Annotated in this window: 27 protein-coding genes, 1 tRNA gene and 3 pseudogenes; 11 read left to right on the forward strand and 20 right to left on the reverse strand. The window is 68.4% G+C overall.

Annotation, left to right across the window (positions count from 1 at the left end):
* Positions 1-2: 2 nt before the first annotated feature.
* The 3 genes from ACFYXS_RS00500 to ACFYXS_RS00510 are packed head-to-tail and all read right to left on the reverse strand — an operon-like array spanning position 3 to position 2,410.
* Complete coding sequence (locus ACFYXS_RS00500) at positions 3-665, reverse strand: DUF2637 domain-containing protein (RefSeq protein WP_389242230.1); 663 nt, start codon at positions 663-665, stop codon at positions 3-5.
* Positions 666-683: 18 nt separating this feature from the next.
* On the reverse strand, positions 684-2,051 hold the full coding sequence (locus ACFYXS_RS00505; RefSeq protein ID WP_389242232.1) for an FtsK/SpoIIIE domain-containing protein: 1,368 nt from the start codon (positions 2,049-2,051) through the stop codon (positions 684-686).
* Between the two features lie 2 nt (positions 2,052-2,053).
* Positions 2,054-2,410 (reverse strand): hypothetical protein, encoded by a 357-nt coding sequence (locus tag ACFYXS_RS00510; protein ID WP_389242234.1) that lies wholly within the window; start codon positions 2,408-2,410, stop codon positions 2,054-2,056.
* A gap of 212 nt (positions 2,411-2,622) precedes the next feature.
* Between ACFYXS_RS00510 and ACFYXS_RS00515 the strand changes: the two genes are divergently transcribed.
* The 3 genes from ACFYXS_RS00515 (at position 2,623) to ACFYXS_RS00525 (ending at position 4,318) form a co-directional block, all read left to right on the forward strand.
* Positions 2,623-3,297: an XRE family transcriptional regulator gene (locus ACFYXS_RS00515; RefSeq protein ID WP_389242236.1), complete on the forward strand. Its 675-nt coding sequence runs from the start codon at positions 2,623-2,625 to the stop codon at positions 3,295-3,297.
* 93 nt (positions 3,298-3,390) lie between these two features.
* Complete coding sequence (locus tag ACFYXS_RS00520; RefSeq protein ID WP_389242238.1) at positions 3,391-3,762, forward strand: DUF6924 domain-containing protein; 372 nt, start codon at positions 3,391-3,393, stop codon at positions 3,760-3,762.
* An 85-nt stretch (positions 3,763-3,847) separates the two neighbouring features.
* Positions 3,848-4,318 carry an NUDIX hydrolase gene (locus ACFYXS_RS00525; RefSeq protein WP_389242240.1) on the forward strand — a complete coding sequence of 157 codons (471 nt, stop codon included), beginning with the start codon at positions 3,848-3,850 and terminating at the stop codon, positions 4,316-4,318.
* Here ACFYXS_RS00525 and ACFYXS_RS00530 read toward each other — a convergent pair.
* Together ACFYXS_RS00530 and ACFYXS_RS00535 are read right to left on the reverse strand one after the other, a co-directional pair.
* Positions 4,306-4,866 (reverse strand): HD domain-containing protein, encoded by a 561-nt coding sequence (locus tag ACFYXS_RS00530; RefSeq protein WP_389242242.1) that lies wholly within the window; start codon positions 4,864-4,866, stop codon positions 4,306-4,308. The genes ACFYXS_RS00525 and ACFYXS_RS00530 overlap by 13 nt on opposite strands.
* A 99-nt stretch (positions 4,867-4,965) precedes the next feature.
* Complete coding sequence (locus tag ACFYXS_RS00535) at positions 4,966-5,493, reverse strand: DUF6584 family protein (protein WP_389242244.1); 528 nt, start codon at positions 5,491-5,493, stop codon at positions 4,966-4,968.
* A gap of 1,173 nt (positions 5,494-6,666) precedes the next feature.
* Between ACFYXS_RS00535 and ACFYXS_RS00540 the strand changes: the two genes are divergently transcribed.
* Positions 6,667-7,209, forward strand: a complete 543-nt coding sequence (locus ACFYXS_RS00540; protein WP_389242246.1) for a DUF6368 family protein — start codon at positions 6,667-6,669, stop codon at positions 7,207-7,209.
* A gap of 151 nt (positions 7,210-7,360) precedes the next feature.
* Here the strand turns inward: ACFYXS_RS00540 and ACFYXS_RS00545 are convergent, their stop codons facing one another.
* The 4 genes from ACFYXS_RS00545 to ACFYXS_RS00560 all read right to left on the reverse strand — a co-directional run bounded on the left by ACFYXS_RS00545 (position 7,361) and on the right by ACFYXS_RS00560 (position 9,049).
* Positions 7,361-7,765, reverse strand: coding sequence for a hypothetical protein (locus ACFYXS_RS00545; RefSeq protein ID WP_389242248.1), 405 nt, complete (start codon positions 7,763-7,765; stop codon positions 7,361-7,363).
* Between the two features lie 168 nt (positions 7,766-7,933).
* Positions 7,934-8,010, reverse strand: a tRNA-OTHER gene (locus tag ACFYXS_RS00550).
* Positions 7,984-8,358: a hypothetical protein gene (locus ACFYXS_RS00555; RefSeq protein WP_389242250.1), complete on the reverse strand. Its 375-nt coding sequence runs from the start codon at positions 8,356-8,358 to the stop codon at positions 7,984-7,986. Before ACFYXS_RS00555 ends, ACFYXS_RS00550 begins: the two co-directional genes overlap by 27 nt.
* A gap of 301 nt (positions 8,359-8,659) precedes the next feature.
* Positions 8,660-9,049, reverse strand: a complete 390-nt coding sequence (locus ACFYXS_RS00560) for a hypothetical protein (RefSeq protein WP_389242252.1) — start codon at positions 9,047-9,049, stop codon at positions 8,660-8,662.
* Between the two features lie 1,220 nt (positions 9,050-10,269).
* On the opposite strand from ACFYXS_RS00560, the gene ACFYXS_RS00565 reads away from it, so the two are divergent.
* Positions 10,270-10,737, forward strand: a complete 468-nt coding sequence (locus ACFYXS_RS00565) for a peptidoglycan-binding protein (RefSeq protein WP_389242254.1) — start codon at positions 10,270-10,272, stop codon at positions 10,735-10,737.
* 461 nt (positions 10,738-11,198) lie between these two features.
* On the opposite strand, the gene ACFYXS_RS00570 is transcribed toward ACFYXS_RS00565, so the two are convergent.
* The 8 genes and pseudogenes from ACFYXS_RS00570 to ACFYXS_RS00605 form a co-directional block, all read right to left on the reverse strand.
* Complete coding sequence (locus tag ACFYXS_RS00570; RefSeq protein WP_389242256.1) at positions 11,199-11,513, reverse strand: hypothetical protein; 315 nt, start codon at positions 11,511-11,513, stop codon at positions 11,199-11,201.
* A 270-nt stretch (positions 11,514-11,783) separates the two neighbouring features.
* Positions 11,784-12,329: a hypothetical protein gene (locus ACFYXS_RS00575; protein ID WP_389242258.1), complete on the reverse strand. Its 546-nt coding sequence runs from the start codon at positions 12,327-12,329 to the stop codon at positions 11,784-11,786.
* Positions 12,330-12,358: 29 nt separating this feature from the next.
* On the reverse strand, positions 12,359-12,850 hold the full coding sequence (locus tag ACFYXS_RS00580) for a MerR family transcriptional regulator (protein ID WP_389242260.1): 492 nt from the start codon (positions 12,848-12,850) through the stop codon (positions 12,359-12,361).
* Positions 12,851-12,874: 24 nt separating this feature from the next.
* Positions 12,875-13,573, reverse strand: coding sequence for a hypothetical protein (locus ACFYXS_RS00585; protein ID WP_389242262.1), 699 nt, complete (start codon positions 13,571-13,573; stop codon positions 12,875-12,877).
* Between the two features lie 264 nt (positions 13,574-13,837).
* Positions 13,838-14,374, reverse strand: a complete 537-nt coding sequence (locus ACFYXS_RS00590; RefSeq protein ID WP_389242264.1) for a hypothetical protein — start codon at positions 14,372-14,374, stop codon at positions 13,838-13,840.
* 303 nt (positions 14,375-14,677) lie between these two features.
* Complete coding sequence (locus ACFYXS_RS00595; RefSeq protein ID WP_093507730.1) at positions 14,678-14,977, reverse strand: muconolactone Delta-isomerase family protein; 300 nt, start codon at positions 14,975-14,977, stop codon at positions 14,678-14,680.
* 309 nt (positions 14,978-15,286) lie between these two features.
* A pseudogene (locus ACFYXS_RS00600) lies at positions 15,287-15,532 on the reverse strand (transposase); the annotation flags it as partial.
* A gap of 64 nt (positions 15,533-15,596) precedes the next feature.
* Positions 15,597-15,980 (reverse strand): hypothetical protein, encoded by a 384-nt coding sequence (locus tag ACFYXS_RS00605; RefSeq protein WP_385088894.1) that lies wholly within the window; start codon positions 15,978-15,980, stop codon positions 15,597-15,599.
* 72 nt (positions 15,981-16,052) lie between these two features.
* Between ACFYXS_RS00605 and ACFYXS_RS00610 the strand changes: the two are divergent.
* Positions 16,053-16,289: pseudogene (locus ACFYXS_RS00610) on the forward strand (transposase family protein); the annotation flags it as partial.
* 49 nt (positions 16,290-16,338) lie between these two features.
* Positions 16,339-16,554 (forward strand): hypothetical protein, encoded by a 216-nt coding sequence (locus ACFYXS_RS00615; protein ID WP_389242267.1) that lies wholly within the window; start codon positions 16,339-16,341, stop codon positions 16,552-16,554.
* Positions 16,555-16,624: 70 nt separating this feature from the next.
* Here ACFYXS_RS00615 and ACFYXS_RS00620 read toward each other — a convergent pair whose 3' ends face one another.
* From ACFYXS_RS00620 to ACFYXS_RS00630, 3 genes and pseudogenes are all read right to left on the reverse strand, one after another.
* Positions 16,625-16,801, reverse strand: coding sequence for an alpha/beta fold hydrolase (locus ACFYXS_RS00620; RefSeq protein WP_389243526.1), 177 nt, complete (start codon positions 16,799-16,801; stop codon positions 16,625-16,627).
* 88 nt (positions 16,802-16,889) lie between these two features.
* Positions 16,890-17,141: pseudogene (locus ACFYXS_RS00625) on the reverse strand (alpha/beta fold hydrolase); the annotation flags it as partial.
* Positions 17,072-17,347: a hypothetical protein gene (locus tag ACFYXS_RS00630; protein ID WP_389243528.1), complete on the reverse strand. Its 276-nt coding sequence runs from the start codon at positions 17,345-17,347 to the stop codon at positions 17,072-17,074. The gene ACFYXS_RS00630 and the pseudogene ACFYXS_RS00625, both read right to left, overlap by 70 nt.
* A 268-nt stretch (positions 17,348-17,615) precedes the next feature.
* Here ACFYXS_RS00630 and ACFYXS_RS00635 point away from each other — a divergent pair, with 268 nt between their 5' ends.
* From ACFYXS_RS00635 to ACFYXS_RS00650, 4 genes are all read left to right on the forward strand, one after another.
* Positions 17,616-19,250: a purple acid phosphatase family protein gene (locus tag ACFYXS_RS00635; RefSeq protein WP_389242269.1), complete on the forward strand. Its 1,635-nt coding sequence runs from the start codon at positions 17,616-17,618 to the stop codon at positions 19,248-19,250.
* Positions 19,251-19,902: 652 nt separating this feature from the next.
* Positions 19,903-20,175 carry a hypothetical protein gene (locus ACFYXS_RS00640; RefSeq protein ID WP_389242271.1) on the forward strand — a complete coding sequence of 91 codons (273 nt, stop codon included), beginning with the start codon at positions 19,903-19,905 and terminating at the stop codon, positions 20,173-20,175.
* A 635-nt stretch (positions 20,176-20,810) separates the two neighbouring features.
* The gene (locus tag ACFYXS_RS00645) at positions 20,811-21,377 is read left to right on the forward strand and encodes an RNA polymerase sigma factor (RefSeq protein WP_389242273.1); all 567 of its coding nucleotides are present in this window, start codon (positions 20,811-20,813) and stop codon (positions 21,375-21,377) included.
* Complete coding sequence (locus tag ACFYXS_RS00650) at positions 21,374-22,627, forward strand: CU044_5270 family protein (protein ID WP_389242275.1); 1,254 nt, start codon at positions 21,374-21,376, stop codon at positions 22,625-22,627. The genes ACFYXS_RS00645 and ACFYXS_RS00650 overlap by 4 nt, the downstream gene beginning before the upstream one ends.
* Positions 22,628-22,647 lie beyond the last annotated feature (20 nt).

The following is a 22,647-nucleotide window of genomic DNA, read 5'->3' on the forward strand; positions in this document are numbered from 1 at the left end:
GATCAGGTGAGTTGAGCGGCGATCGCATCGGCCAGCGACGCGGGGACGCCGAGCCGCACGCGCAGGATGTCGGTGTCGATCGCGGTCCCGGTGCGGGCGTGGTGGTCGTCGGCGACCTTCCGGGCGTGCGCGACGAGTGCGGCCGGCACCGGTGGAGCGGCCGGCGCAGAAGCGGGCTTCGATGCGGGCAGGGCCGGGACGGGCTCGGCTGCCTCGACGGCCTCCGGCACCGGCGCGGGCTCAGGGGAGCGTTCCACGCTGGCCGTCGCGGTCGGCTCGGGAGCCGGAGCCTGGTGGCCGGGGGCGTGGACCAGAAGGGTGCCGCCGAGGAAGGCCAGGGCGGGCCATCCGGCCACGAGGATGCTCAGCCAGTCAGGCACGTGATCCAGGTCGAGGAGCCCCGCGGTGGCGACGTTCGCCCCGAGGGAGGCGGACAAGGCCACCGCGAACCACAGCCACGCGGCCCGGACAGGGGCACCATCCGTACGCAGGATGCGAAGCCGTCGCCAAGCAGCAACGAGAAGCAGGTCCACGCTGATCGGGTAAGCCCAGGCTTTCCAGCCGCTCTGTCCGGCAGCGGCGGCGAGGTCGTGCAGGTGGGCGAAGGACAGCGCCCCTGCGATGACCGCTTGCACGAGCACCGCGTCCACGCGCAGAGACCGCATGATCGTTCTCCTTTCGGGTCAGGCAGCGTCCGGCAGCCGCACGGGGGCGGGGGCGCGGAGCGGCTTGGGCGGGGCCACGGGCGGCAGAGCAGGCCGGAAGGCGGCGAGCTCGGGCAGCTCCGGGGTCAGGTCCGCAAGGCGGTTGCAGACGTTGGCCGCGTGCCGCAACGAGGTGAGCGGTGTCCGGGTGCGGACCCAGCCGCCGGCGGAGTCGGCGGCGACGGCGACGCCGGGCGTCTCGGTGGGGATCTGGATCGCGGCCAGCACTGCGTCCGGAGCGATGTCGCCGAAGGCCATGTTGGCGCTGGTCTCGTCGTTGACCCGGTGCGCGGTCCGGCCGGTGAGCTGGGCGCGGAGCATCGTGATGCCCTTCCCGAGTTCCGAGCCGAAGCGCTGTCCGCACACCTCGACGTAGATGCCGGCGGCGCGGCCGAGCTGGGCGAGGCTGACTAGGTTGGTGATGATCCGGTCCCGGCGCTTCTCTTCCTCCTTGGTGGCGTAGAGGGCCAGCTCTGCCACCTCGTCGATGAGGAGCACGACCGGCACGGGCCGCAGGCTCTCGGGCAGGTCCCAGATATCGGCTGCGATCTCCGCGTCGGAGGTGTCGGCGCTCACGCGCTGTTCGCGGCGTATGAGCTGGTAGACGTCTGCCATGCGTCCGATGAGCGCTTCCAGCAGGTCGGCGGCGGAGTCGGGGTTGTCGGCCAGGGCCGAGAACCGGCGGGCCAGCGGGGAGAGTTCGACACCCTGTTTGCAGTCGATGCCGACCAGGGCTACGTGCTGCTTGGCGAGTTCGCTGACGAGCCTGCGCTGATAGACGGACTTGCCCGACTGCGTGGCACCGATGTTCAGCGCGTGTGGCACCTTTCGGTAGTCCCGGTAGTGGACTTCGCCGTCGTCGCGCAGGGCGACGGGTACGCGCATCGGTGTCGTGTCGACCTTCGCGGGCATCTGCACGCGCTTGAGGACGTCGTAGCCGGTCATCCGCAGCTCGACCACACCGGAGCGGATCTCGCGGGCGGTCACCGCGTACATGGCGAAGGAGTGCCGGAGCCGGTCGGAGGCCGCCGAGAAGTCGAAGGCGCCCTGTCCGGGGCGCATCTTCAACCGCAGGACCAGGCCGGTCCGGGTGGGCCGTGCGCGGAGGATACGGGGCGCCCGCGGGCCCGGTACAGGGCGGTTCGCGGCCCGAGCGAGCGCCATGCGCCAGCGGGACGGCGGGACGGTCAGCCCGCAGGCGTCCATCACCGAGCTGTAGCGGACGGCGACCCGCAGCAGGGCGAGCGAGACTCCGAAGGTCAGCCAGTACCAGGAGGGGCGCCACCAGCGCAGAACGAGAGCGGTGGCGACGAGCAGCAGCAGCAGCGCGACCGTGAAGTTGGTCATGGTCAGGCCGCCTGGGCGTTCGTGCTGGCGGCGGCGAGGGAGGTGACGGCGACGGCGCGGAAGCTGATGCCGTGGCGGCGTTGACCGTTGAACTCGTTCTCCCACGGCCGGGCGACCAGCCCGGTCAGCGCGACGGGCGTGCCCATCACCAGGTCACCGGAGATGCCCGGCTCGGGGACCGTCACGGAGAGGATCTCCACGTCGCCGTTGGCGGCGAACATCACGTCGACGGTCATCATCGTCGCGCCGGTCTCGGCGTCGGTGGCGATCTCGCCGGTACGGCGGTCGCGGACCTTGGGCTGGGGTGCCTGGGCCACCATCACGGTGGCGGCGGAGGTGTCCACGGGGATCTGACGCATCGTCTGTCTCCTGTTGGAGTGGGCGTTCCGCCGTCGTTCGGCGGTGACTTCAGGAGACCGCGAGAGGTAGTGGACGCATCACGGTCCGTATGGACGTTTGGGGACGTCTGAGCTATCGTCAAAACGTCCCTAGCGTCCCCCGGAAGGGCACGGCGATGGCGAACGAGCGGTTACGAGCGGCGATTTCGGCAAAGGGCGAGACGATCCAGTCCGTGGCGGACCACGTCGGGGTTGATCCCAAGAGCGTGGAGCGCTGGATCAGCACCAACCGGACACCGCACCGAGGCCACCGCTGGAAGGCAGCGGGCTTCCTCGGCGTCGACGAGGTCTACGTGTGGCCGTCGGTCCAGAAGCAAGCCGAGACGGCGAGCGCATCCGAGCTGATCACGTACTACCCGCACCGTGGAGCGGTCCCGGCGGCCCTGTGGTCATCGCTGATCGAGCAGGCCACCAGCCACGTCGAGATCCTGGTCTACGCAGGGCTGTTCCTCTTCGACAGCCACCCCGACCTCCCCGAGTTGCTGGCGCAGAAGGCCGCCGCCGGCGCGCAGGTGCGGATACTGCTGGGCGACCCGGACTCGGACGCGGTCCGCCAGCGCGGCGAAGAGGAGGGAATCGGCGGCGACCTGGCCGCACGGGCCCGGATTACGCGTCGCTACCTCGAACCGACCATGGCCACGCCAGGCGTGGAGGTCAGGTCGCACGACACCATCCTGTACAACTCCATCTACCGCTTCGACGACGACATCCTCGTGAACCCGCACGTCCTCGGAGCCCCCGCCGGCCAGAACCCGGTCCTGCACTTCCGCTACCTGCCCGGTGCCCGCACCTTCCGGCACTACATGCGCAGCTTCGACTACGCATGGGAGCGCGGCCGACCGGCGTAGGCAGTTCATCCACCTGCCGCGATGACGACCAAACGCAGGTGAGAGCATGACCCTATGCCTCTGCCTTACCCCGACGATCTCGCATCTGTGGTCATGCGCACTGACTTCAGCAACGACTCAGCGTGGGACGCCCTGCGAGAGGCGATCAACGCCGCGGAGGACGGAGTCGCGACCTACGTCGACGACCCGCGTTTCGCTGACGTGAGCATCCAGGCCCTGGTCGAGGAGGATGCCGCAGCCGAGGATGACGACAAGATCACGTACGTCTTCCTCGCGGATGCCATAACCATGACCGATACGACACGCCCCCTCCTGGCCGTCGACCTTTACGACGAACCAGGCCGGACTTTCCGTGTACCGGCCGAGTGGTTCGCCGAAATCTCCGCCAACCTGAGCATCGCCAACATGGACTTCGCCGACTTCGCTGACTCCACGGACGCAACTGACACATTCCGCGGCTGGTGACAGCGGAATCTTGGAACAGCCCAAGCACGCTCGCAGGTGAGGGTGGTAGCAGCAGCACTAACCGGCACCATGCAAGGCTGGAGTCATGGCTCGCATCGACTACTTCAACGACCCGAACGCCCCGAAGGCGAACAGCATCGTCCCCTCAGTCACGGCCGTCGCCCTCAACGAGGCCGGGGAGATCCTGCTCATCCACAAGACCGACAACAACCTGTGGGCACTGCCGGGCGGAGGCATCGACGTCGGGGAGTCCGCGCCGGCCGCAGCCGTGCGAGAGACGAAGGAAGAGACCGGGTTCGACGTCGAGGTGACCGGCCTGATCGGCATCTACACCAACCCGGCCCACGTCATGGCCTACGACGACGGCGAGGTACGCCAGCAGTTCTCCCTCTGCTTCCACGCCCGCATCACCGGCGGCGAACTCCGTACCAGCAGCGAGAGCAAGGAAGTGGCATTCGTCCACCCGAGCAAGCTGGATGGACTGAACATCCACCCGTCCATGCGGATGCGGATCGACCACGGGTTGGCCCGACGCGCCGAGCCCTACATCGGCTGATCGACGAGACGAGCCTGCGTTCTCTCCACAGCTGCCCGCAGGTACGGGCGCGCGTTGCTGATCGCCGTGTGCACTTCGCTGCCTGGCGCGTACCGGACCAGGATCTCGTCGATGCGCTGCTCGAAGTCGAGGGACTGGCCGGCAGGCCCCGTCGTCATGTCGGCGCAGATGAGGGCATCGAGCAACGGAGAGTCCTCCCGCTCATACACGGCCAGCTCCACCGACAGTCCCCGCTGTTCCGCTTCATAGACGGCGCCCGAGTGATGGGCCACCAGGCGCACGAGCCGGTCGGGTGCACCGAGAGACTCCAAGTGCCGTGCACCGTCGACCGGATGAAAGCCGGTGTCCCGCAGCTGTGGGGCGTAGCCGATGTCGTGCAGCCAGGCGGCAGCCACGAGGAGATCCCGCTCACCCGCTGGCACGGCCGCGGACACCTCGCGGGCACGCGCTGCAACGGCCTGCGTATGCAGCCAGCGGTTCCCAAGCGGCGGCAACAACGACTCGGCCAACTCGGCCGCTCCATGGGGCGTGTCCAGCGCAGAAGACATGGACCGCACGGTATCCGAACGGTGTGGACAGCCGACAGCTCCAGGAGGCTCGCGAATCGATCAAGCTAGTGCGCTTCTCACCGGCCGAGGTGACCTGAGTCAGTCGAAGAGGGCAACGACTCCATTCACCCAGATCGCAAGGAACGCAAGAGCCCCCACCAGGCATCCGAGGCTGGCCAGCACACTGCCGACCGTCCACGGCTCGGAAGTCGCCTCGTACTCCTCCTCCAGGCCGTCCCGGTAGGAGGCGGGGTCGTCCCAGTCGACGGGGTGCCCCAGTTCCTCGGCACAGGCGGTCCGCACTGCGGCCAGCTGCCCCTCGGCGAAGGCGGTGGCAGCCATCGCCTCGGGGCCGCGCCAAGCGAGGGCCTTCATCCGCCACGCGGGAGACCCGTACCGCGCCTCGAAGGCGGCAGTCTCATCGGCGTTGCGGTCCTCTTCGAGGTACATCCAGCGTCCAACCTCGGCGGCGTCGCCGTAGAGCCGGTACACCTCGGCCAGACGTCGGCGGAGCGTCAGGTCGTACGGGAAGGACGAGACGAGACCGCGCAAACGCTGGCGCGCGACAGGAACCCGGCCCGCGGCCAGGTCTGCATCGACTCGGGCAAGGGTCTCTCTTTGGGGCATGAACACATGATCCGGTATAGCGCTGATCTGCGGCGACCCGGTTTTTACGCACAGCACTCGCTTGCAACGGCACCGGCTAAACCTCACTGACGAGCCCTAGGCGATCATGAAGCGACCACAGCGCGGTAAGACTTTCTCTACTTCATCAAGACACCCGGCGTCGCTCACGCTCCGCCGGGCGCGCGGCCCGCGTCCGGCCGCGCCCACGCTCCTGCCTCCGTCCCGCTCGGCACGGCCGTCCGCCGCCGCGCGCCCACCAGGTAGGCCCAGGGGCATGAGGTCAGAACCCCTGTGGCTGGGGCGGACGCCGACACGATCTTTAGCCACCTCCCCGGTCCGGGACCCGACGTCGAGCAAGACCAGGGGGCCGATCGGGCTTGTTGCGGGCAGGCAGGAGCCAGCCCGATTCGCGGCCAGCGTAAGGCCCCCTGGCCATGCTCGACCCCAGCCCAGGCAGGCCACCGGCCAAAGATCGCGCCAACGCCCGCGGTAGCGTGCAGCCAATGCCGGCGGTGAGAGCGGAAGAGGCGCGATGGGGATGACGGAGCCAGATGCAGTTCTGGGATTCCGGGAGGGATATCGGTACGCCAATGCCGTGGTCAGCGCTCTTGAGGCCGTGGATCACGCACCGTGTGAGAGGTGGGAAGAGGCGGCCGGAACCGCATTTTGGTGGACAGCGGGAGCTCCTGGTCTGTCACGTGCGATATGGGCATACGGGCTCGTCTTGTTCTGGCGGCGCGATGGAGGATGGCTGTGCATGCCGCTCGATTCCGAAGAGAATCCCGATCGCAGCGCCCGTGTACCGCTGCCGTTTCACGTAGTCGCGAACCCGGCCTCCTTGGCAGTCGCGGTGCCACTGCTGCTTCGCCACGGGATAGAGGGGCTATCGCCGATCAGCGAGCACTGGCCAGAGCTCGACACGTTGGCCTCGGGCCGTGGTGGGGCCGTGCAAGGCGAACCGATAACACGCAACGATGACAACCGTCGACAGCCGCGATCCAGCTCAGAGGGATGATCGACAATCGCACCGCAGGTCGCAGGACCAGCGCACTACTTCCAGAAGAACTGATCGACGTGCCCGACTCGGATGGAGCGAACGTGCAGAGGCGAGCAGGGTAGACAGGTTGAGTAATGGGCTAAGGGTTGCACCGCTCGATTGACTAGGCTCGCGCCGTGGCTGGTCCAGTGTTGGTGATTGAGTTGCCCGAGGCGCTCCCTGGCGCAGTGGTCAAACAGCTCCGTGACCTTCTTGTGGGCACTTCGGCTTGGTTCGAGGAGAAACGTCCCGGCGAGTACGACATCAACGTCATCGCGGACCGTCTCGGCGTCATGAACTCAGGGGACGTCGACAAGCGCCGGCCCTTTCTGGTTTCCGTCATGGGACCTGGAATCGGGGACGCAGAGATCTTCGAGGGTGAGCACGCGGATGGGCCTGATCTGGCGCCACTCATCGGATTCCGCCCAACGCACGCCGTGGACGTCATCGCCGGGTGCAACAGCCAGATCGATCACATCACGACGGCCTTGTTGACGGCTTCCATCATGGACGTGGTTGGCGGCGTTGCCAGTGCCGAGCTATGGGATGGTCAGATGACTGTCGTAGCGGGGCTACCGGGTGTGCTGGCGATGACGGACGAGTCGTGGCCGACTGTGTTCGCCACAGCGGAGTTTCTGCGTGCATGGGCTGCTCAGCCGGGCTTCCGGCTCCTCAAATAGCCATATCAAGGGGCGCGTGCCACACGCGTGCCACGTACGGCGGTGCCGAACGGGGAACCACGGGGAACAGCGGTAACGAGACCGCTTTGCCGCAGGTCAACGTCCGCCCGGGTGAGGCAGGGTCCGCAGCCTCAGTCTTCCCAACTGGGGCTCACGTCGCCTTTGCCCGACCAGCGATCACCACGAACAGGGCCGCTGCAACGGGCACTCCGATGATCGCGCCAACCTGAAACCCGACATTCCTCATGGTGGGAAAGAGCCATCCCTGAACCGCCATGCCGAGCGCTGCCATCGCCACGACCGTCAGGAGAGCAGCGGCACAACCAACGCGCCGACGCGGTGGTCCCGCGATGTATAGCCCGACCAGCGGAGCACCCGCGAACAGCTCGACCCCAGTGGTAAGCGTTCTGACGGGCCCCTCTACGAATCGCCACAGTGCCAGCGTGGCTACCGTCCAGACAGCAAGACCGAGCAGGGTCCGGAGTGCGACAGAGGCCACCACATCCCACGGTCGCTGTCTCTTCGGCCCAGTCTTAACGCCATACTCCGTGATCACGCTGGGAGAGTAGCCGAGCCAGCTTATGGCGGAAGGTCGCGGTACCTCCCCTGGCGTGCCATCCACGTGCCATTCGAGGCGGTAAACCCCGGCCAACAGCGGGCACTCACGGGAACCCGAGAGCAACGAGCCCCCGACCTGCACTGCTGGTCGGGGGCCGTTCACGTGCGGAGAGTGTGGGATTTGAACCCACGGTGACATCGCTGCCACGACGGTTTTCAAGACCGTGTACGGATCGACGCTCCCAAAGCGTCGAGTGCACCCACGGCCCCGTGGATATGGGCCGGGCCGCGACGCAACCGTTCTCCCGCGCACCACCAGGACAGTCGCTCTTCTGTGTCCTCCCTTGGATGCATGCCCAGGCCATGCTCGGGGCACAGAGGCCACGCCTTCCACAGAAGCTCCATGACGGTCTCCTGCGCGGCATCGGCGACGCTCGCCAGTGCAGAGGCAAGGCTGTCCTGTGAGTTCGGGTCCAAGTGGTTACCGTGCCACTCGCCGTTGGCCATGGCGACGTAGACGTTCTCCGGCTCATCCGCGTCGTAGGCCGGAAGGGCCAGCAGCTGCAGGGGTTCCAGCTGGGGAAGCGTCACCGCTAGGTCCCGGTTCAGAAGGGCGAGAGCCTGGTCCCACACTGGGTACTCGCCCGGCGAGACGCCGCGAGGCTCAGGGGGGTCGAAAAGAGCGCACATGAGCACCATCCTCCGCCACGCCAGGGACAGCCCCAATCGCTCAACAGCGTCGCCCCCCTGCAAAGACCGCGTGCGGGGGCTGACATCAGCGGCTGACATCAACGACGCTGGACAGGTGCGTACTCCAGCACCTCTGCCCGGCCGTCGCACCAATCGACGAAAGCCGCCGCAGCGGACCCGGATCGAACTTACAAGGCGCGTGTCAGCCCGTGTGATCCGGACGGCCGGAGGTCACGTAGTCGTAGTACTCGTCGCTGACGAAACCGAGGTTGACCCACCGATCAGCAATCGCGCCGAACTCCCGCTCGGCCAGGCTGATGGCTTCCTCCGGAGTCGCCACGGTGGTGATCTCCTTGCCCCACGTCTCGTCGTCCCGGTCGAGCGGTAGCTGGTAGGTGATGTCACGGAAGGGGTCGGAGGGGATGTCCTCCACCTCCTGCAGATAGACCCCGACGCCGGCACGGCCAGGGCTGAGCGCGATCCAACGAACGCCACGCCGGCCGCCCCGCTCCACCGGGCCGAGGAACTGCTCGATCTCCTTGCCGCGACGCAACGCTCCCAGCGCGAACATAGGGGTGAGATGCCGTACCAACGCGAATCCTTTCTCGCTGCCCCAGCAAACGCCGCACGGTCTTTGGAGGGGCACCAGAAATCAGGTATCACCCTCACAGGCCTGGGAGCCAGTTGTTGACACGCACCCGCGCGTGCCACAACCGTGCCACATCGGGCGGTCAGCCACGGTCAACGACGGATCGCCGCGGTCGCGATGACTGGCCGAGCCGGAGACTCGCCCAAGCCACTCTGACGTGCGCACCCTCAACAACCCTGACCACCAGGCTTACAAGGCAGATGTCGGCGGTTCGAAACCGTCCACGCCCACCCCAGTGAACAGGGCTTTCTAGCCCGACAGCCCAGGTCGCCCGGCATATCGGCGCCCTGGGCCGCTGCATTCGCTGCATGCACCGGAGACCCTTGGAAACCCTCGGAGACCCCCGCAATACCCGATCCCGTCTCCCACATCTCTCCCAGATGATCAAGGGGACGCCGCAGGTCAGACACTCCAACCCGGGTGCCACGTCTCCCGGATGACCGGGCGCCGCCTCCTACGCGACCAGGCTGGCAACCCCTTGCGGCACATTCGGGTTACGGCCACCCTTGCGGGAGGGACGCGGCGAGTCGGGCACGCCGGAGCCACGTACTCACGTTGGGAAGACGTCAGCCCCCTCCCGTCCACAGCGGGAGGGGGCTGCGTTCGCGACCGGGCCACCGGGAGCGGGGGCCACCCTTCACGGCGCCCGGCGCGTCTATGCCCCGCGATTTTTGCGGTCCACCAGTTCAACTCATGGATCCGAGTGGCGTCGATCACCCAAAAGCGTGAACAGTTGTTCGGTTATCTTCGGCGGAGCCGTAGGCCTGGTAGTGGACGAGGTCACCGAGGACTGGCCTGCGGCCCACCGCTCACCCCCAGGTACTCGTCGACGTGAGCGTGGAATGGCGACAGAACGTGGTCACGCCAAGGCCGACCGGCTGCCGCAGGCCGTACTTCGGCCGGTGCCGGAGACGTTCGGGCCGGTCCTGGTCCGCGCGACCTCGGCTGGGCGTATGGCGGAGGCCAGCGCGGCGGCTGTCTGTCCTCCCCATGGTCCTGGCGGCCAGGGTGGGCGGGGAGCCGGGCACACCGCCCGGTCCTTGGAAGGCGCTGGAAGCCGAGGCCGTGAACTGCGGCGACAATGGCCGAAATTCGGCCTTCTAGGCAGACGGTTGCCTGTCAGACTCATCGCGTTTCGACGGCAGAGAGCAGGGGGAGAGAATATGCAATTCCGCACTATAAGAATCAATCTGGCCGCAGGCGTGGTCGGCGCACTGACCGCCGCCACCCTCGGTCTGAGCGCCACGCCGGCCTCCGCTGCCGAGGTCCATTGCGCCAACTTCACCACGCTGCAGAGGGGCGGGACCATCGATGGGGGGTCGTTGTACATCCACAGGCCGTCGACGACCCCGGAGTCAGGAAACTACAACTGCGTCGTGGCCCGGGGGGACCACAACTGGGCCGTGCGGGCCTTGCAGGAGACCCTGAACACCTGCTACAAGCAGGGCCTCAAGGAGGATTCGGACTTCGGCCCCGCCACCGAGCAGGCGGTAAGGAACGTCCAGATAGCACTCAACAATACGTGGCACGCGGGGCTGAGCGAGGACGGCCGTTTCGGCCCCCTTACCAGCTCCTGGTTCTCCTTCAAGCAATTCAAGGCGGACGGCACCGCCACAAACAGTTGTTATTGAGAGCGCGCCTGAAACGTTCAGAACCTGTTTTCAAGCCCCCGAACTGCCGAGCTCGGTAGTCCGGTATCAGGTGGGCTCCAGGGCAAGTTGGTGGCCACCAACTTGAGAACGATCAAGGCCGGGTCGGTCCGCCGACCGAGTTCGTCGGCCTCCGGGGCGCTGTCCCCACGGGCACCGCGCCCCGGAGAACCACGGGCCCCATGGACCCCACGGGGTTCGTTCGCCGAAGGTCACGGTGACCGTTCGGTGAACACTTCCACGAACTTCGCGTTTCGGACACCATCCGGTTGACCTGCAGCTTCCGGGTACAGAAACAGGTAGTCAGGTCGGCGGCGAGGACGAGCGTGATCCCCCGCCGGGGGTCGATACAACCGGGGCCTCCGGCATCCGGACGTTGATGGGCATGCAGAGTTCCGCGTCGCATTCCGGGCATTGGACTACGTAGGCGCCGACTTCGGCCATCAGGCACCGGTCCTCGGCGGCCAGGACCAGTTGCCGTTCTGGTCGCCGAGGTGCCGGGACGTCGCCCAGTACACGTCGGGACCGTCGAGGTGGACGTGGAGACTGCATGCGGCCTGCGGAGTCTCGCCCCAGACACGCACGATGACCGCGGGGTACTGCTCGCCGGCCTTGAGCGGGTTGCCGCAGATGCCGGCGTCGTCGCGCTCCCGGGCGAGGGCGCGCACGTCATCGGCCGACAGGCGGTACCAGACGATGCGGCCGATGCTCGGGACCGGAGGCTGACTCGAGGGGTAGAAGATCGCGGGCTCGGACACGGGGGTTTCTCCTGGGCCGTTGGTCGGGTGGGGCAACGCGTGAGGGAAGCGGTCCCGGGGAGCGAGGGCCGCGCCCAGGCGACGTTGCGGCCCGCTGCCCGGTGGCCCTCGTTCCCCTCGATGGCCATCCCCGCATCCGCACACAGGGTTGCCGGACAGCGGGAGTTGACAAAGCTGGGCGACGCCAGCAGGGCTGGTCCCTTCCCCGCGTGTACGCAGAATGCGACTGTCCCCCCTCATCGGGGGGATGCGGCCGAGCAGAGCCGCTGGTCAGGGAGAGCGTGTCAGGAGTGAGGTGCTGCCCCCGGCATCCAATTGCCTTTGCGCGGCTGCGATAAACGCTTGCTCCGCGGAGAACAGCCTGGCGCGAGCCCGACGGTTGTTAGCGGTGAGATCTGGGTCGTCGAAGGAACTTCCCTGTCGCCACGGATACGCGCACCCGAACAGTGAGTGGAGTGCCTCTGCGAGGTCGTCCGCCAACGCTGCCATCTCGGCCGGACCTTCAAGGTGGACCGCCGTTCGGGCCACCTCGACCGATGGCTGCAGTCTCCATGCCTCGGCCATGTGCGGCTGCCCGGTCTCACGGTTGAGTTCGAACTCATCTAGGGCGGCCGCCAGGGCTCCTCGCGCGGCACGTACGGCGTTGAGCAGGCCCAAATAGGTCTCCCGGCGTATCTCCCGCTTCCAGCGCTGGAGATCCGCCTGTAATTGGGTCTTGAGCTGCGTGCGCGTGATGGCCCACGTCAGGGCACCTGTCATCGCCGATCCGATAACGCCCACCGCCGCCCCGAACACGGCCGCCAGCCCCTGGTCCACGGGGTCCATCGTTCCCAGATGCCGCCGGACTAATGCGAGGCTGGGTCGATATCAGGGCGTTGGATGTCCGTCGCCGGTTGGCGACCCTCGGCGCTTCCCGACGACGGACGGTCCCCGATCTGCGGCCGGGGCCCTGGCCGTGGATCGGAGTCAGTGGTGGCTACGCCTCCGGCGGCTGCTCGAGGTCGCAGGGCGCGGTGTAGCCGAATGGCGCCGGCGGGGGCGTGGGTGAGGGTTCGGGTGGCGGCCTCGGCGCGGATGACGTCGACGGGCCGGTACAGCGGCTGGCCGAGGTGGTTGCGGCTGGCCTGCTCGAGGTGGCCACGGGACTTCCACGCGCGGACCACATCGGCCCGGACGCCGGCGGCCCGGGCGGCCTCGGCCGTGGTCCACAGGCGGGAGAAGTCAGGCTGCTGGTCCACGGGGCTCACCTCCGGCGAGAAACGCCAAGGGCCCCTCTGCCAGTTGCGGCGGGGGCCCTGTTGGCGCGTTGTGTTGTGAACACACTGCTCCGCGCTCACTGTGACGCGTCACGTTGACCCCCGTCAAGCTGCAGTTCCTCCGGGCGCGCCGTCCGGGTGACCCGGTGGCGTGCGGTCGTCTGTGAGGACGCCGCGGAGGACCTCCTCGACGGCCTGGCGGACGCCGGCGTCGAGCGTCACGGGGCGCCGGGCGGGGGCTTGGGTGGGGACGCCGCCGATGAGGCTGCGGACGTGCTCGTCGTACTCGGGCTGAGTGAGCAGGGCGCCGCAGTCGGTGTTCTGGCACTCGATGTAGGACAGGCCGTTGACGAGGCGCAGGTCTCGAGCCTCGGCGAGCCAGGGGCCGCCGCAGCGGGGGCAAGGGGCGAGGCGCTGCACGGCGTGGGCCTCGTCCTGGTGCGTGAAGCGGACCATGGCGCGGTGCCAGTGCGCGATCTGCGCAGCGGGGTTGCCGGAGGCGATGACGACCGTGCCGGTGCGGGTCGGTTCGTGGGACTCGGTGGCGAGGGGGTGCTCCTGCAGGAGCCACTCGAGGTGGCGCTCGAGGATGGTGATGGCCCGGTTGGTGCGCCTCTCTTCCCGCACGCCGGTGGCCAGGAGCCGGTCGGAGCTGATGCCGCGCAGGCGCAGCAGCTCGGCGGCGGTCTCGAGGAGGCCTCCGGCGACGAGGTCGATGAGGAGGCGGGCGGACTGCCCGGGCCAGGGGCGTGGTGTCGGTCGGCGCGCTGCGCGTGGTGGAGACCGACGGGGCGCGGGTGGCATGGAGCGGCTCGCGGGCGACGGCGGGGAGTTCGTCGAGTTGCCGGTGGGTGCGCATGACGCAGCCGGGGCAGTGGACGGGCGTGCCCCACGACGCGGGGATGTCGTGGGGGGGTGCCGTTGACGGCGAGGGCGTGTGCGGCTCGGCGCCACGCGGTGTTGCAGAAGCCGGGACAGAGGGCGGGAGTGGGCATGGGGCCCCCGGGGCAGAGTGTGCGGTGTCACCCCGCTAAACGATCAACAGGCCCTCTGCGGCGGCGGTCCGCGCTACTTCCCGGCGAGTACGGCCCGTACGTCGGAGTCGCACTTGCCCAAGGCCGTGGTGACGTCCTTGGGCTCGGGCATGGCTGACTTCTGCGCCGTGTCGAGGGTGTTCTGCTGCGCCCACTGGTTGATCGCATCGCCGACGGCCGCGATGTCGCTCTGCCAGTTCCGGATGCCGGCGGGCTCGTTGGTTGCGTCGAAGTGCCCGTCGGCCTTGCGGAAGGCGTCCAGGTAGCTCAAGTCGTTCAGGGCCTTGGATTGCCAGGAGCCGAAGTCGGGCGTACCCCAGGCGTTGCGGCCCTCGTCCAGGAGGCTCCGGTAGTGGTCGTTGCTGGCCCGGAGGATCTTGGCTGCTGCTTCGCGGGCTGCCTTTGAGGCAGTTCCGGTGGGGTCGGGCACGACGAGGTCGCCGAGGCTGGAGGCCGATGGGGAAGCGCCGGCGGGCCGGGGTTTGTCTTCGGAGGTGTCCGGGCTGGAACTGCAGCCGCTGACAGCCAGGACGATCAGCGTGGCAGCGGCGGCGAGGGTGCGGAGTTTCATGGCGCGATGCTGGTGGCTACCAGCTCGGTCGCGCCGGAGAGTGACAGGTTCGTGACGGTGCGTTCGATCCGCTCGGGCACTGCATCCCTCCACTCGGGATGCGCCTGAATTTGCCTCGTGGGAGCGCGGATACACAGGGCCATTTGCCACCACGCGGGGCCCCCTCGGCACATTAGTCACCACGATGATCACCAGGCCCGTGCCTGTTTGCTGCGCACCCCAACCAGTCACAACCCGACCAGCCGGACGACCCCGAACTTGCAACCACCCTGGGTCGGCAGGGAACGGCCGCAGGTAGGGTGTCTATTCACGGAAGTGTCGTTTGCAGTCCTCGACGAAGCCGGAGAACTCGCGTAGCGCCCAGATGATCTCGATGTCGAGATATTCTCTCAGCGGGAGCGTTGCCATGAAGATACGATCCAGCTCATCTGCGGATTCCGCATCGATCACGGCGATGACGCGCCGCTGGCCAGCCACTTTGTACATGTGGACGACATTTACCTTACCGCCGACCTCCTCTTGCTCTCTTACTTGATAATCCCACATTTCATCGAAGCTCATGCGACCCTCGATGTTCCAGCGCATCTGGACGTAGAAAAGCATGCCGCACACCCCGAGTCGTCGTCCGCATCAGCCTTTCCGTACAGTCCTCACACTCGTGTTGAAGATGCGACGCACCTTTTTCCGTCGTCACATCACGAGCCGACTGGGTAACTCCACGCTATTCCTCTCGACCGCAACCGGCATCTTGGAAGCGCGAGCGCGCGGACAGCGGGTTGGGAGCCGTACGAGTCCGGAAGTCAGGGTGGTTGCAAGTTCGGGGGTCGTCCGGCTGGTCGGGTTGTGACCGGTTGGGGTGCGCAGCAAACAGGCACGGGCCTGGTGATCATCGTGGTGACTTTAGAAGACATCTCATTTGGTGAGTCTGCGGTAGCAGACGAGGGTGCAGGCGATGGCTGTGAAAGCAAGGAAGTGGTCGGCCTTGCGCTCGTAGCGGCGATGAAGGCGGCGGCAGCCGGCCAGCCAGCCAGCCAGCCAGGCCATGGTGCGTTCGATGGTCCAGCGGTGGCGGCCCAGTCGCTGTGAGGACTCGACTCCTTTCCTCGCGATGCGGTGCTGGATGCCGCGCTGGCGCAACCATCGCCGCAGGTGAGCGTAAAGGTTGTCCCGTAACTGCGAGCCGCCGCCATCCCTCGGCGGTGGGTCGCGACGCGCTCCCGGATCAGCCGAAGATGAGGTCGACGTTCTTGTTCACGCAAGACTGCAGGACGGTGACCAACTGACTGACGTCTCCGATGCGCCGTCGTAGGACAGGGTCGCTGGGGTCCGGCAGACGGTGATCGAGGATTGCTTCCAGACGGGGCAGCATGGCCGCGCATTGAGCGGGCGTGAGGTCGGGGCCATCGTCGTCTGGATGGTTGAGGAGTGGCTCCAGCGTGGTGGAGACGCTGGACCAGTCGCGGTCTCCGCCGAAGCCGTCCATCTCGGCGAGCGCGAACCCCTCGGTCTGGGCCAGCCACTCCCTGAACATCCCGAAGCCGGTGTAGGACCAGGAGACGTCTGGACTTGTCACGTCGTCGTCACCTGGGAAGAGCATCAGCCCCATCTCGCCCACCCTCCTTGCTGGGTGCCCAGGATCGCCGATGGGCGGGCCGTCGGCAATTGAAATGATCTCCGGATGGCTGGTGTGATCACGGCGGTGGAGACGTCCTGGATAGCCCCGTTCACCGGGCTGAGCCCACGTTGCTTCAGCAGGCTGGTGACCGCGGTGCGTCGCGAAGTCGCCAAGGAGCCGCGGCGTGGACGGCCGTGGGGTCTACCACTGGAGGATCGCCTCCTCTTGGTCACGGCCTACTGGCGTACGAACTTGACCCTGCGTCAGCTCGCTCCGCTGTTCGGTCCTGCACCCGCTGCTGTGGCCGGAAGAGATCCGGGAGCCGGATGACCTGTCGAGCGCGGCCCTGGTGACGGAGCGGGAGCTCGAGCTCGCCGAGCTCCTCATGCACTCCTTGGTCGGCGTTGAGATCCAGGAGCTCCACGACGAGTACGCCGCAGCGCTGGAGCAGCCGGTGGTGGCGAAGATGGCGGGCGAGGGGCTGGAGGAGCCGGTGCCGGCGGATCTGATGGCGGCGCTGGAGGCGGGCATCCGGGCGGCGAACAGAGGCATCCCGAAATCGTGACGGTCACCCCGTCACTCGAATCCACCGTCCTACTCAACAGGATTGCCGCCGGGGCGCTGGGGAGTGTTCGTCATGAGAGACCCCTGGCTCCCGGAGTCTCGTCGAGGAACCGGGCCACCATCTCGTTGAAGTCGGCGGCGTTCTCCCAGAACATCAGGTGGCTCCCCTTTTCGCGTTCTGTGAAGACCCGGCACTGGGCGTCGGGGATGCACGCGGCCACCTCGGGGGCGACCGTGGGAGACGTCATGCTCGCCTCGCCGCCGACGACCAGAGTTGGCACGTCGATCCGATGAAGTACGTCTCGCCAGTCGTTGTGGGCGTAGTCCCGCAGGAGGGCGGCGGCGTGGGCGCCTGACAGGGTGAGGTTCTCGCCGAGCAGATGCGGACTCGCCGATGGGCCCCTGGTCGACGAGGATCGGTCGCGAGATCCGGTCGCCCCCATAAAGGTCCCAGTAGGACCAGATCACCGTGCACGCCAGCGAGTGGGCCAGCACCGCTACGTCCCGCAGGTCGAGCATTACCAGGAGGTCGCGTAGATCAGCCGCGAACCGCGCGACGCGGTAGCCGTACGCGGGCTTGTCTGACACGCCGTGCCCGCGTAGATCGACGGCAAGGCGTGGTGGGCCATCGGCATTGCGGCGACCGACTGAATCCCCCCGTGGTAGCCGGTGTTCGGACTGGACGGCTCGCCGGTCGGCGAGGCGAAGAGGTATCCCTTGTCCTGCCCGTCGGCGCCGGCCGCACCGCGCTCCCGCGCCTGCTCCTCCTGGTGCCGCCGGAGAAGCCTGATCATCGCCGGTGGCGACCTGGATCGTCCGGTGAACGTGGTGGGCGCTGCCTGCCGAGCTGCCGGACGCCTGCAGGGCCAGGCCGTCAGGAGTTGCCGTCCGTTGCGGTGACTGCCATCTGGCGTTCATGCCTGTCCCGCCGCGCCGGTCGTCCGTGCTTCCTAGCGTCCGTGAGTGTGCTCACCACTGGCCTGCCGCAGCCCGCTGTCAGGTTCGAACCGCTGCTGTCCGGTCGGTGTTCGACTGCACCCGAAGACGCGAAAGGCCCCCGGAATGTCCGAAGAACCCAAGCAAACTCGCATCTCTCGTCGTAACGCGCTCGGCCTGTTCGGCGCGACAGTGTCCGGCGCCGCCGCCGGGCCACTGGTCCTCGGCGCCGGAACCGCCGAGGCGGTCCCCTCTCAGTCGGAGGTCACCGGTCTCACCACCGGCTCGGCCACCACCCCGGTCCAGGGCCTGCACCTGACCTTCGGCGCCGACCCGCGCAGCCAGATGGTCGTCTCGTGGGTCACCGACGCGGCCGTCAAGAACCCGCGGGTCGTCTACGGCACGCTGAGTGGCGGCTTCGGCTCCACGGCGCGCGCGACGACGAAGACCTACGTGGACGGCACCTCCGGGCGCACCGTCTGGGTCCATCACGCGCTGATCAGCAAGCTCAAGGCCGACACCGACTACCTGTACGCGGCCCAGCACGACGGCGCCACCCCCGACGCCGGCACCTTCCACACGGCGCCGTCCGGCAGAGCTCCGTTCACCTTCACCAGCTTCGGCGACCAGGGTGCGCCCAGTGTGACGTGGAAGACCGGAGCGAACCCGGCCGACGCCTCGGGCCGCGACTTCGAGCCCAACGCCACGCCCGCCGCCGCCGACATCGTCACCGGCATCGAGAAGGTCGGCCCGCTGTTCAACCTCCTCAACGGCGACCTCTGCTACGCCAACACCGGGCCGGACCGCGTCCGCGTCTGGCGCGACTTCCTCACCAACAACAGCCGCTCGGCGCGATTCCGGCCGTGGATGCCGGCCGCCGGCAACCACGAGATCGAGCTGGGCAACGGCAAGCTCGGTCTCGACGCGTACCAGACCTACTTCGAGCTGCCCTCGACCGAGACCCAGCCCGAACTCGACAACCTCTGGTACTCCTTCACCGTCGGCTCGGTGAAGGTGATCGTCCTGCAGAACGACGAGATCGCCCTGCAGGAGGGCGGCGACATCTACATCAAGGGCTACTCCGGCGGTCGGCAACTCGCCTGGCTGGAGAAGGAGCTCAAGTCGGCACGGGCTTCGAAGGACGTCGACTGGATCGTCATCTGCATGCACCAGGTGATGATCAGCTCGGCGACCGCCGCGAACGGCGCCGACCTCGCGCTGCGCGCGGCGTACGGCCCGCTGTTCGACAAGTACGGCGTCGACCTGGTGCTCTGTGGCCACGAGCACGACTACGAGCGCTCGTTGGCGGTGCGCGGCGTCGTCCCCGGCAGCGTCACCCTGACGCCCAACCCGAGTCAGAACGCGCTCGACGTGATCGAGAGCGAGCACGGCACCACGCACATGATCCTCGGCGGTGGCGGCGTGTCCGGCATCACCAACAACAGCTTCACCAACGACGACGCGGACGGTCACGGGCACCACTCGGCGTACGTCCAGACGGAGCACGTCGGCAAGTTCAACTCCGTCAAGGAGAAGGAGACGGCGGTCTGGATCGGTGTCCGCGACGCGGAGCATCCGTACGGCTTCGCCGAGTTCAGCGTCGACCCGGGCCGTCACCCCGGCGACATGACCCGCATCTACGTCACTTACTACAACATCATCACGCCCACGGGTGAGCTGTCGGTCTTCGAGAAGTTCACGCTCCAGCGCCAGCGCAGTGACGGCGGCAACGGCCACGGCCACGGCCACGACCACCACTGACCCAGCGCGGCCAGCAGCAGTAGTCGGCAACGCCTGGGCCGGGACGACGTCCCGGCCCAGGCGTTGCTCCGCGTGGAGGGCGCCGGGGCTTGAGGTTCCGGCCGCGGTGGGGGCCTGGCCTTCAGCCCTCGCGCCGCGGATGGATGGAGGACCGGCGCCACAGGGCCCCGGCGTGGGCGTTCCCCGCAGACTGTCGCGGCGAAGGACAGGCGCAGCGCGACGACGGGCGGCACCGAGAGCTGCGGGAGCGCGAGATCCGCGATCAAGCAGATGAGCCACGCGAGCACCAGCGAAGACATCACCAGATGACATCAACGCAGGAGGACGGCCGCGGAACCAGGGTGTCGGCACCTTCGTGCAGGACGGACGGAGCCTGACGCGAACTTACGCGTCAGGGATCGGCAACGACGCTTGCATCGCGACCCCTCGGGCGGCCGGCCACAGTCGACTACGGGCGCCACGATGGCGATACCCATGCAGCGGACCAGCGGCCCCGAGCCGGCATGCGCGTGGTGGCGCGCTGTTCTAGTGTCGAACGGAGGGGTGGTCTGCCGAGCCGACGCATACGGGGCCCGGTTTCACGGTAGTGCTGCGGTCGTGTCCGCCTCGGCGCCTCGAATCCCCGACCAGCCCCGGAGAGCAGGTGCCTCCCATGCGCACGTCGATCCGAATCGCCCATGTCCTCACCGGTCTGACCGTCGCCCTCGGTGGTGTGGCTCTCGCCGTGCCCGCCGCCCACGCGGACATTCCGACCTGCCAGAACATGGTCCGGCAAACGGGCGTCGAGGTCTCGGGCGCCGTCACATCGGCGTGCACCCGCGGGGTGCACGGTGACCTGCAGGGCTGTGTGAGCGGCCTGACCGCGGTCGGCGTACCGGGCGGCGCCGCCACCGGTGCCTGCCGGGCAGCGGCCAACCCGCCGTGACGGCGCCTCTCGGCCCACGTCACCGTCAGATCCCTTCGTCGGGTCCCGAGCGGCGGCACTTCGGCTCGGCCGGATCGGCCGCCCCCTGGGACGCGTCCAGGCCGTCCGTCGGGATGCGCACGCACGCGGGCCCCACCCGCCGTAACGCGGGAACGCGGTGACAAGCGGCGCGGATCAAGCGCTCCCGAGAAGGCAGATGGAGCGCCGACGGCTGCACGGATGTCTCGGCATGGCAGTGGGGACGGCTCTCGCGGTACTTACCGCGTTGCTTCCGGGCAGGTCGTGGAGCGCCTGCGACGTCGGGGTGAACAACGCGGCCGACAGCACCTTCCTCCTCTTCCTCTCCATCACGGGCCTCGGGTCGCGGTGGGGCTCCTCGTCGGGGAACGGCCGCTTGTGCACGCCCTCGTCCTCGCGGTGACGCTCCTCGCCGTCGTGTGGTGCGTCGCACTTCGTGCCCGGCAGTGTCCCTCCCTGGCGGCCGGGCTTCCTGCCGGCCCCGGGATTCTGATCGACGCAGTCGCGCCGCCGCCGCGTGACATGGACCACATCCGACGGAATCCTCGGTTCGGGCTGTAAGAAACGCGCCGCCTCGCGCATTGCTCGGTGAGAGAGCCGAGATGGAGGGACGGCGCGTGACACATGCCCAACGCTTCCGGGACGTCTACGAGGAGTGCTATCCGCGGGTCCTTGCCTACGCCACCAGCCTGGTGGGGCGACAGGTAGGCGAGGACATCGCCAGCGAGACGTTCACCGTCGCCTGGCGGCGCGTGCGGGACATCCCCCACCCGGCGCTGCCGTGGCTCCTGGGCGTGGCCCGCAACCTGGTGCGCGAGCTGCGCCGCCGGGACGCGCACCAGTACCTCCTCGCCGCCGAGGAAGCGCGGCGCATCAGCAGCGGCACCGGGACCGACGCCGGGGACGTCGCGGCGGAGGTCACCGATCGGCACGACGCGCTGCAGGCCCTCGCGAGCCTGCCGGAGGCCGACCGGGAGCTGCTGACGCTGATCGCCTGGCACGGCCTGAGCGCCAAGGAGGCCGCCCAGGTCCTGGGCTGCACCACCGCGACGCTGACCGTCCGGCTGTACCGGGCCCGCCGCCGTCTGGAGAGGGCCCTGGAGGCGACGCCCGTGCCGGAGGCCGCCTCCGCACCTGCCGTAGAGGCCCCGTACCCCACCCACCGCGAAGGAGCACCCGCGTGAAGAACACCCACAGGCCGTCCGGGCGGCCCGACGTCATGAAGGTGCTCGCCGACGCGCGGCCGGGCGAACTGGACCCGTCCCGGCTGGTGGACCCCGTACGGCAGCGGGAGGACCTCGCACGCATCGTCGCCGGGGAGACGGACGGCCGCGCGGCACGTTTCCTCGCTCCCCGCCGCAGAAGTGGGTTCCGGCCGCTGGGAGCCGTGGCGCTGGCGGCCGTCGCGGCGTCGGTGGTGGTCGTCAGCACGCTCGACTCGCAGGATCCGGCCGATCGGCCGGTCGCACAGTCACCGTCCTCCGCCGCGGCCCCCTCGGACGGGGCGGACGGAGCGGGACCGGCCGCCGGTGAGGACGTCCGTGTCGACGGCCACTTCGAACTGCTCAGCGCGGCCCGGAAGGCGGAGACCTCGGTCGCCGAGGGCACGTACTGGCAGACCACGACGCGCTCGGAGCACCTGGACGTCACCGAGGCGAAGGGGCGGATCTTCGCCGTGCGCAGCACCTCGACCGACGAGTGGTCGGTGGGCGTGCGCCCCGGCACCGGCAGCCTCATGGTCACCGGCCTCGATGCGGCGACCGGGCCGCGGACCGCGGCGGACGCGGCGCGCTGGCACGCCGCGGGCTCGCCGCGCTCGATCGAGGTCAAGGTCTCGAAGGCCAACGGCCCCGGCCGGTTCGGGGTCACGATGGGGACCGGGCGGCGGCCGCTGGTCCTGCGGACGAACGTCGACGACAAGATCTACGCCGTCGGCCCGAACAACGTCACCTACAAGGACCTGCGCGCCCTGCCGTCCACCAGCGGTGAGTTGCGCCGCTACCTGGAGCGGCTGTACGCGCGGGACAACGGCGCCGACACGGGTACCGGGAACCGCAGTGCCTGGATGCTGCGCCAGGCGGCCGATCTGGTCACGATGCCGGTGAAGCCCGGCGTCCGGGCGGCCGCGTACCGCGTGATGGCGGGTCTGCCCGGCGTCCGGGTGACCGGGAGCGTCACCGATCCCCTGGGACGCGAGGGCGTCGGCGTCGACTTCCCCGTCACCTACCGCACGGCGCTGGGGACCACGCGGCAGCGGCTGGTCGTGGACCCGTCCACCGGTGCGATGCTCAGCGACGAGGTCGTGCTGGTCGAACCCTCCGCCCAGGCGAAGACGGCGGGCCTGCGCGCGGGCACGACGGTCAACTACTCGGCGACCACCCGGATGAGCTGGGGCGAGCGCCAGATCACGGTGCCGAAGAACGCGCACAGCTGAACCGGGCGGCCGGGCCGCGC

This window comes from Streptomyces sp. NPDC002574 (assembly GCF_042889545.1).
GTDB lineage: Bacteria > Actinomycetota > Actinomycetes > Streptomycetales > Streptomycetaceae > Actinacidiphila.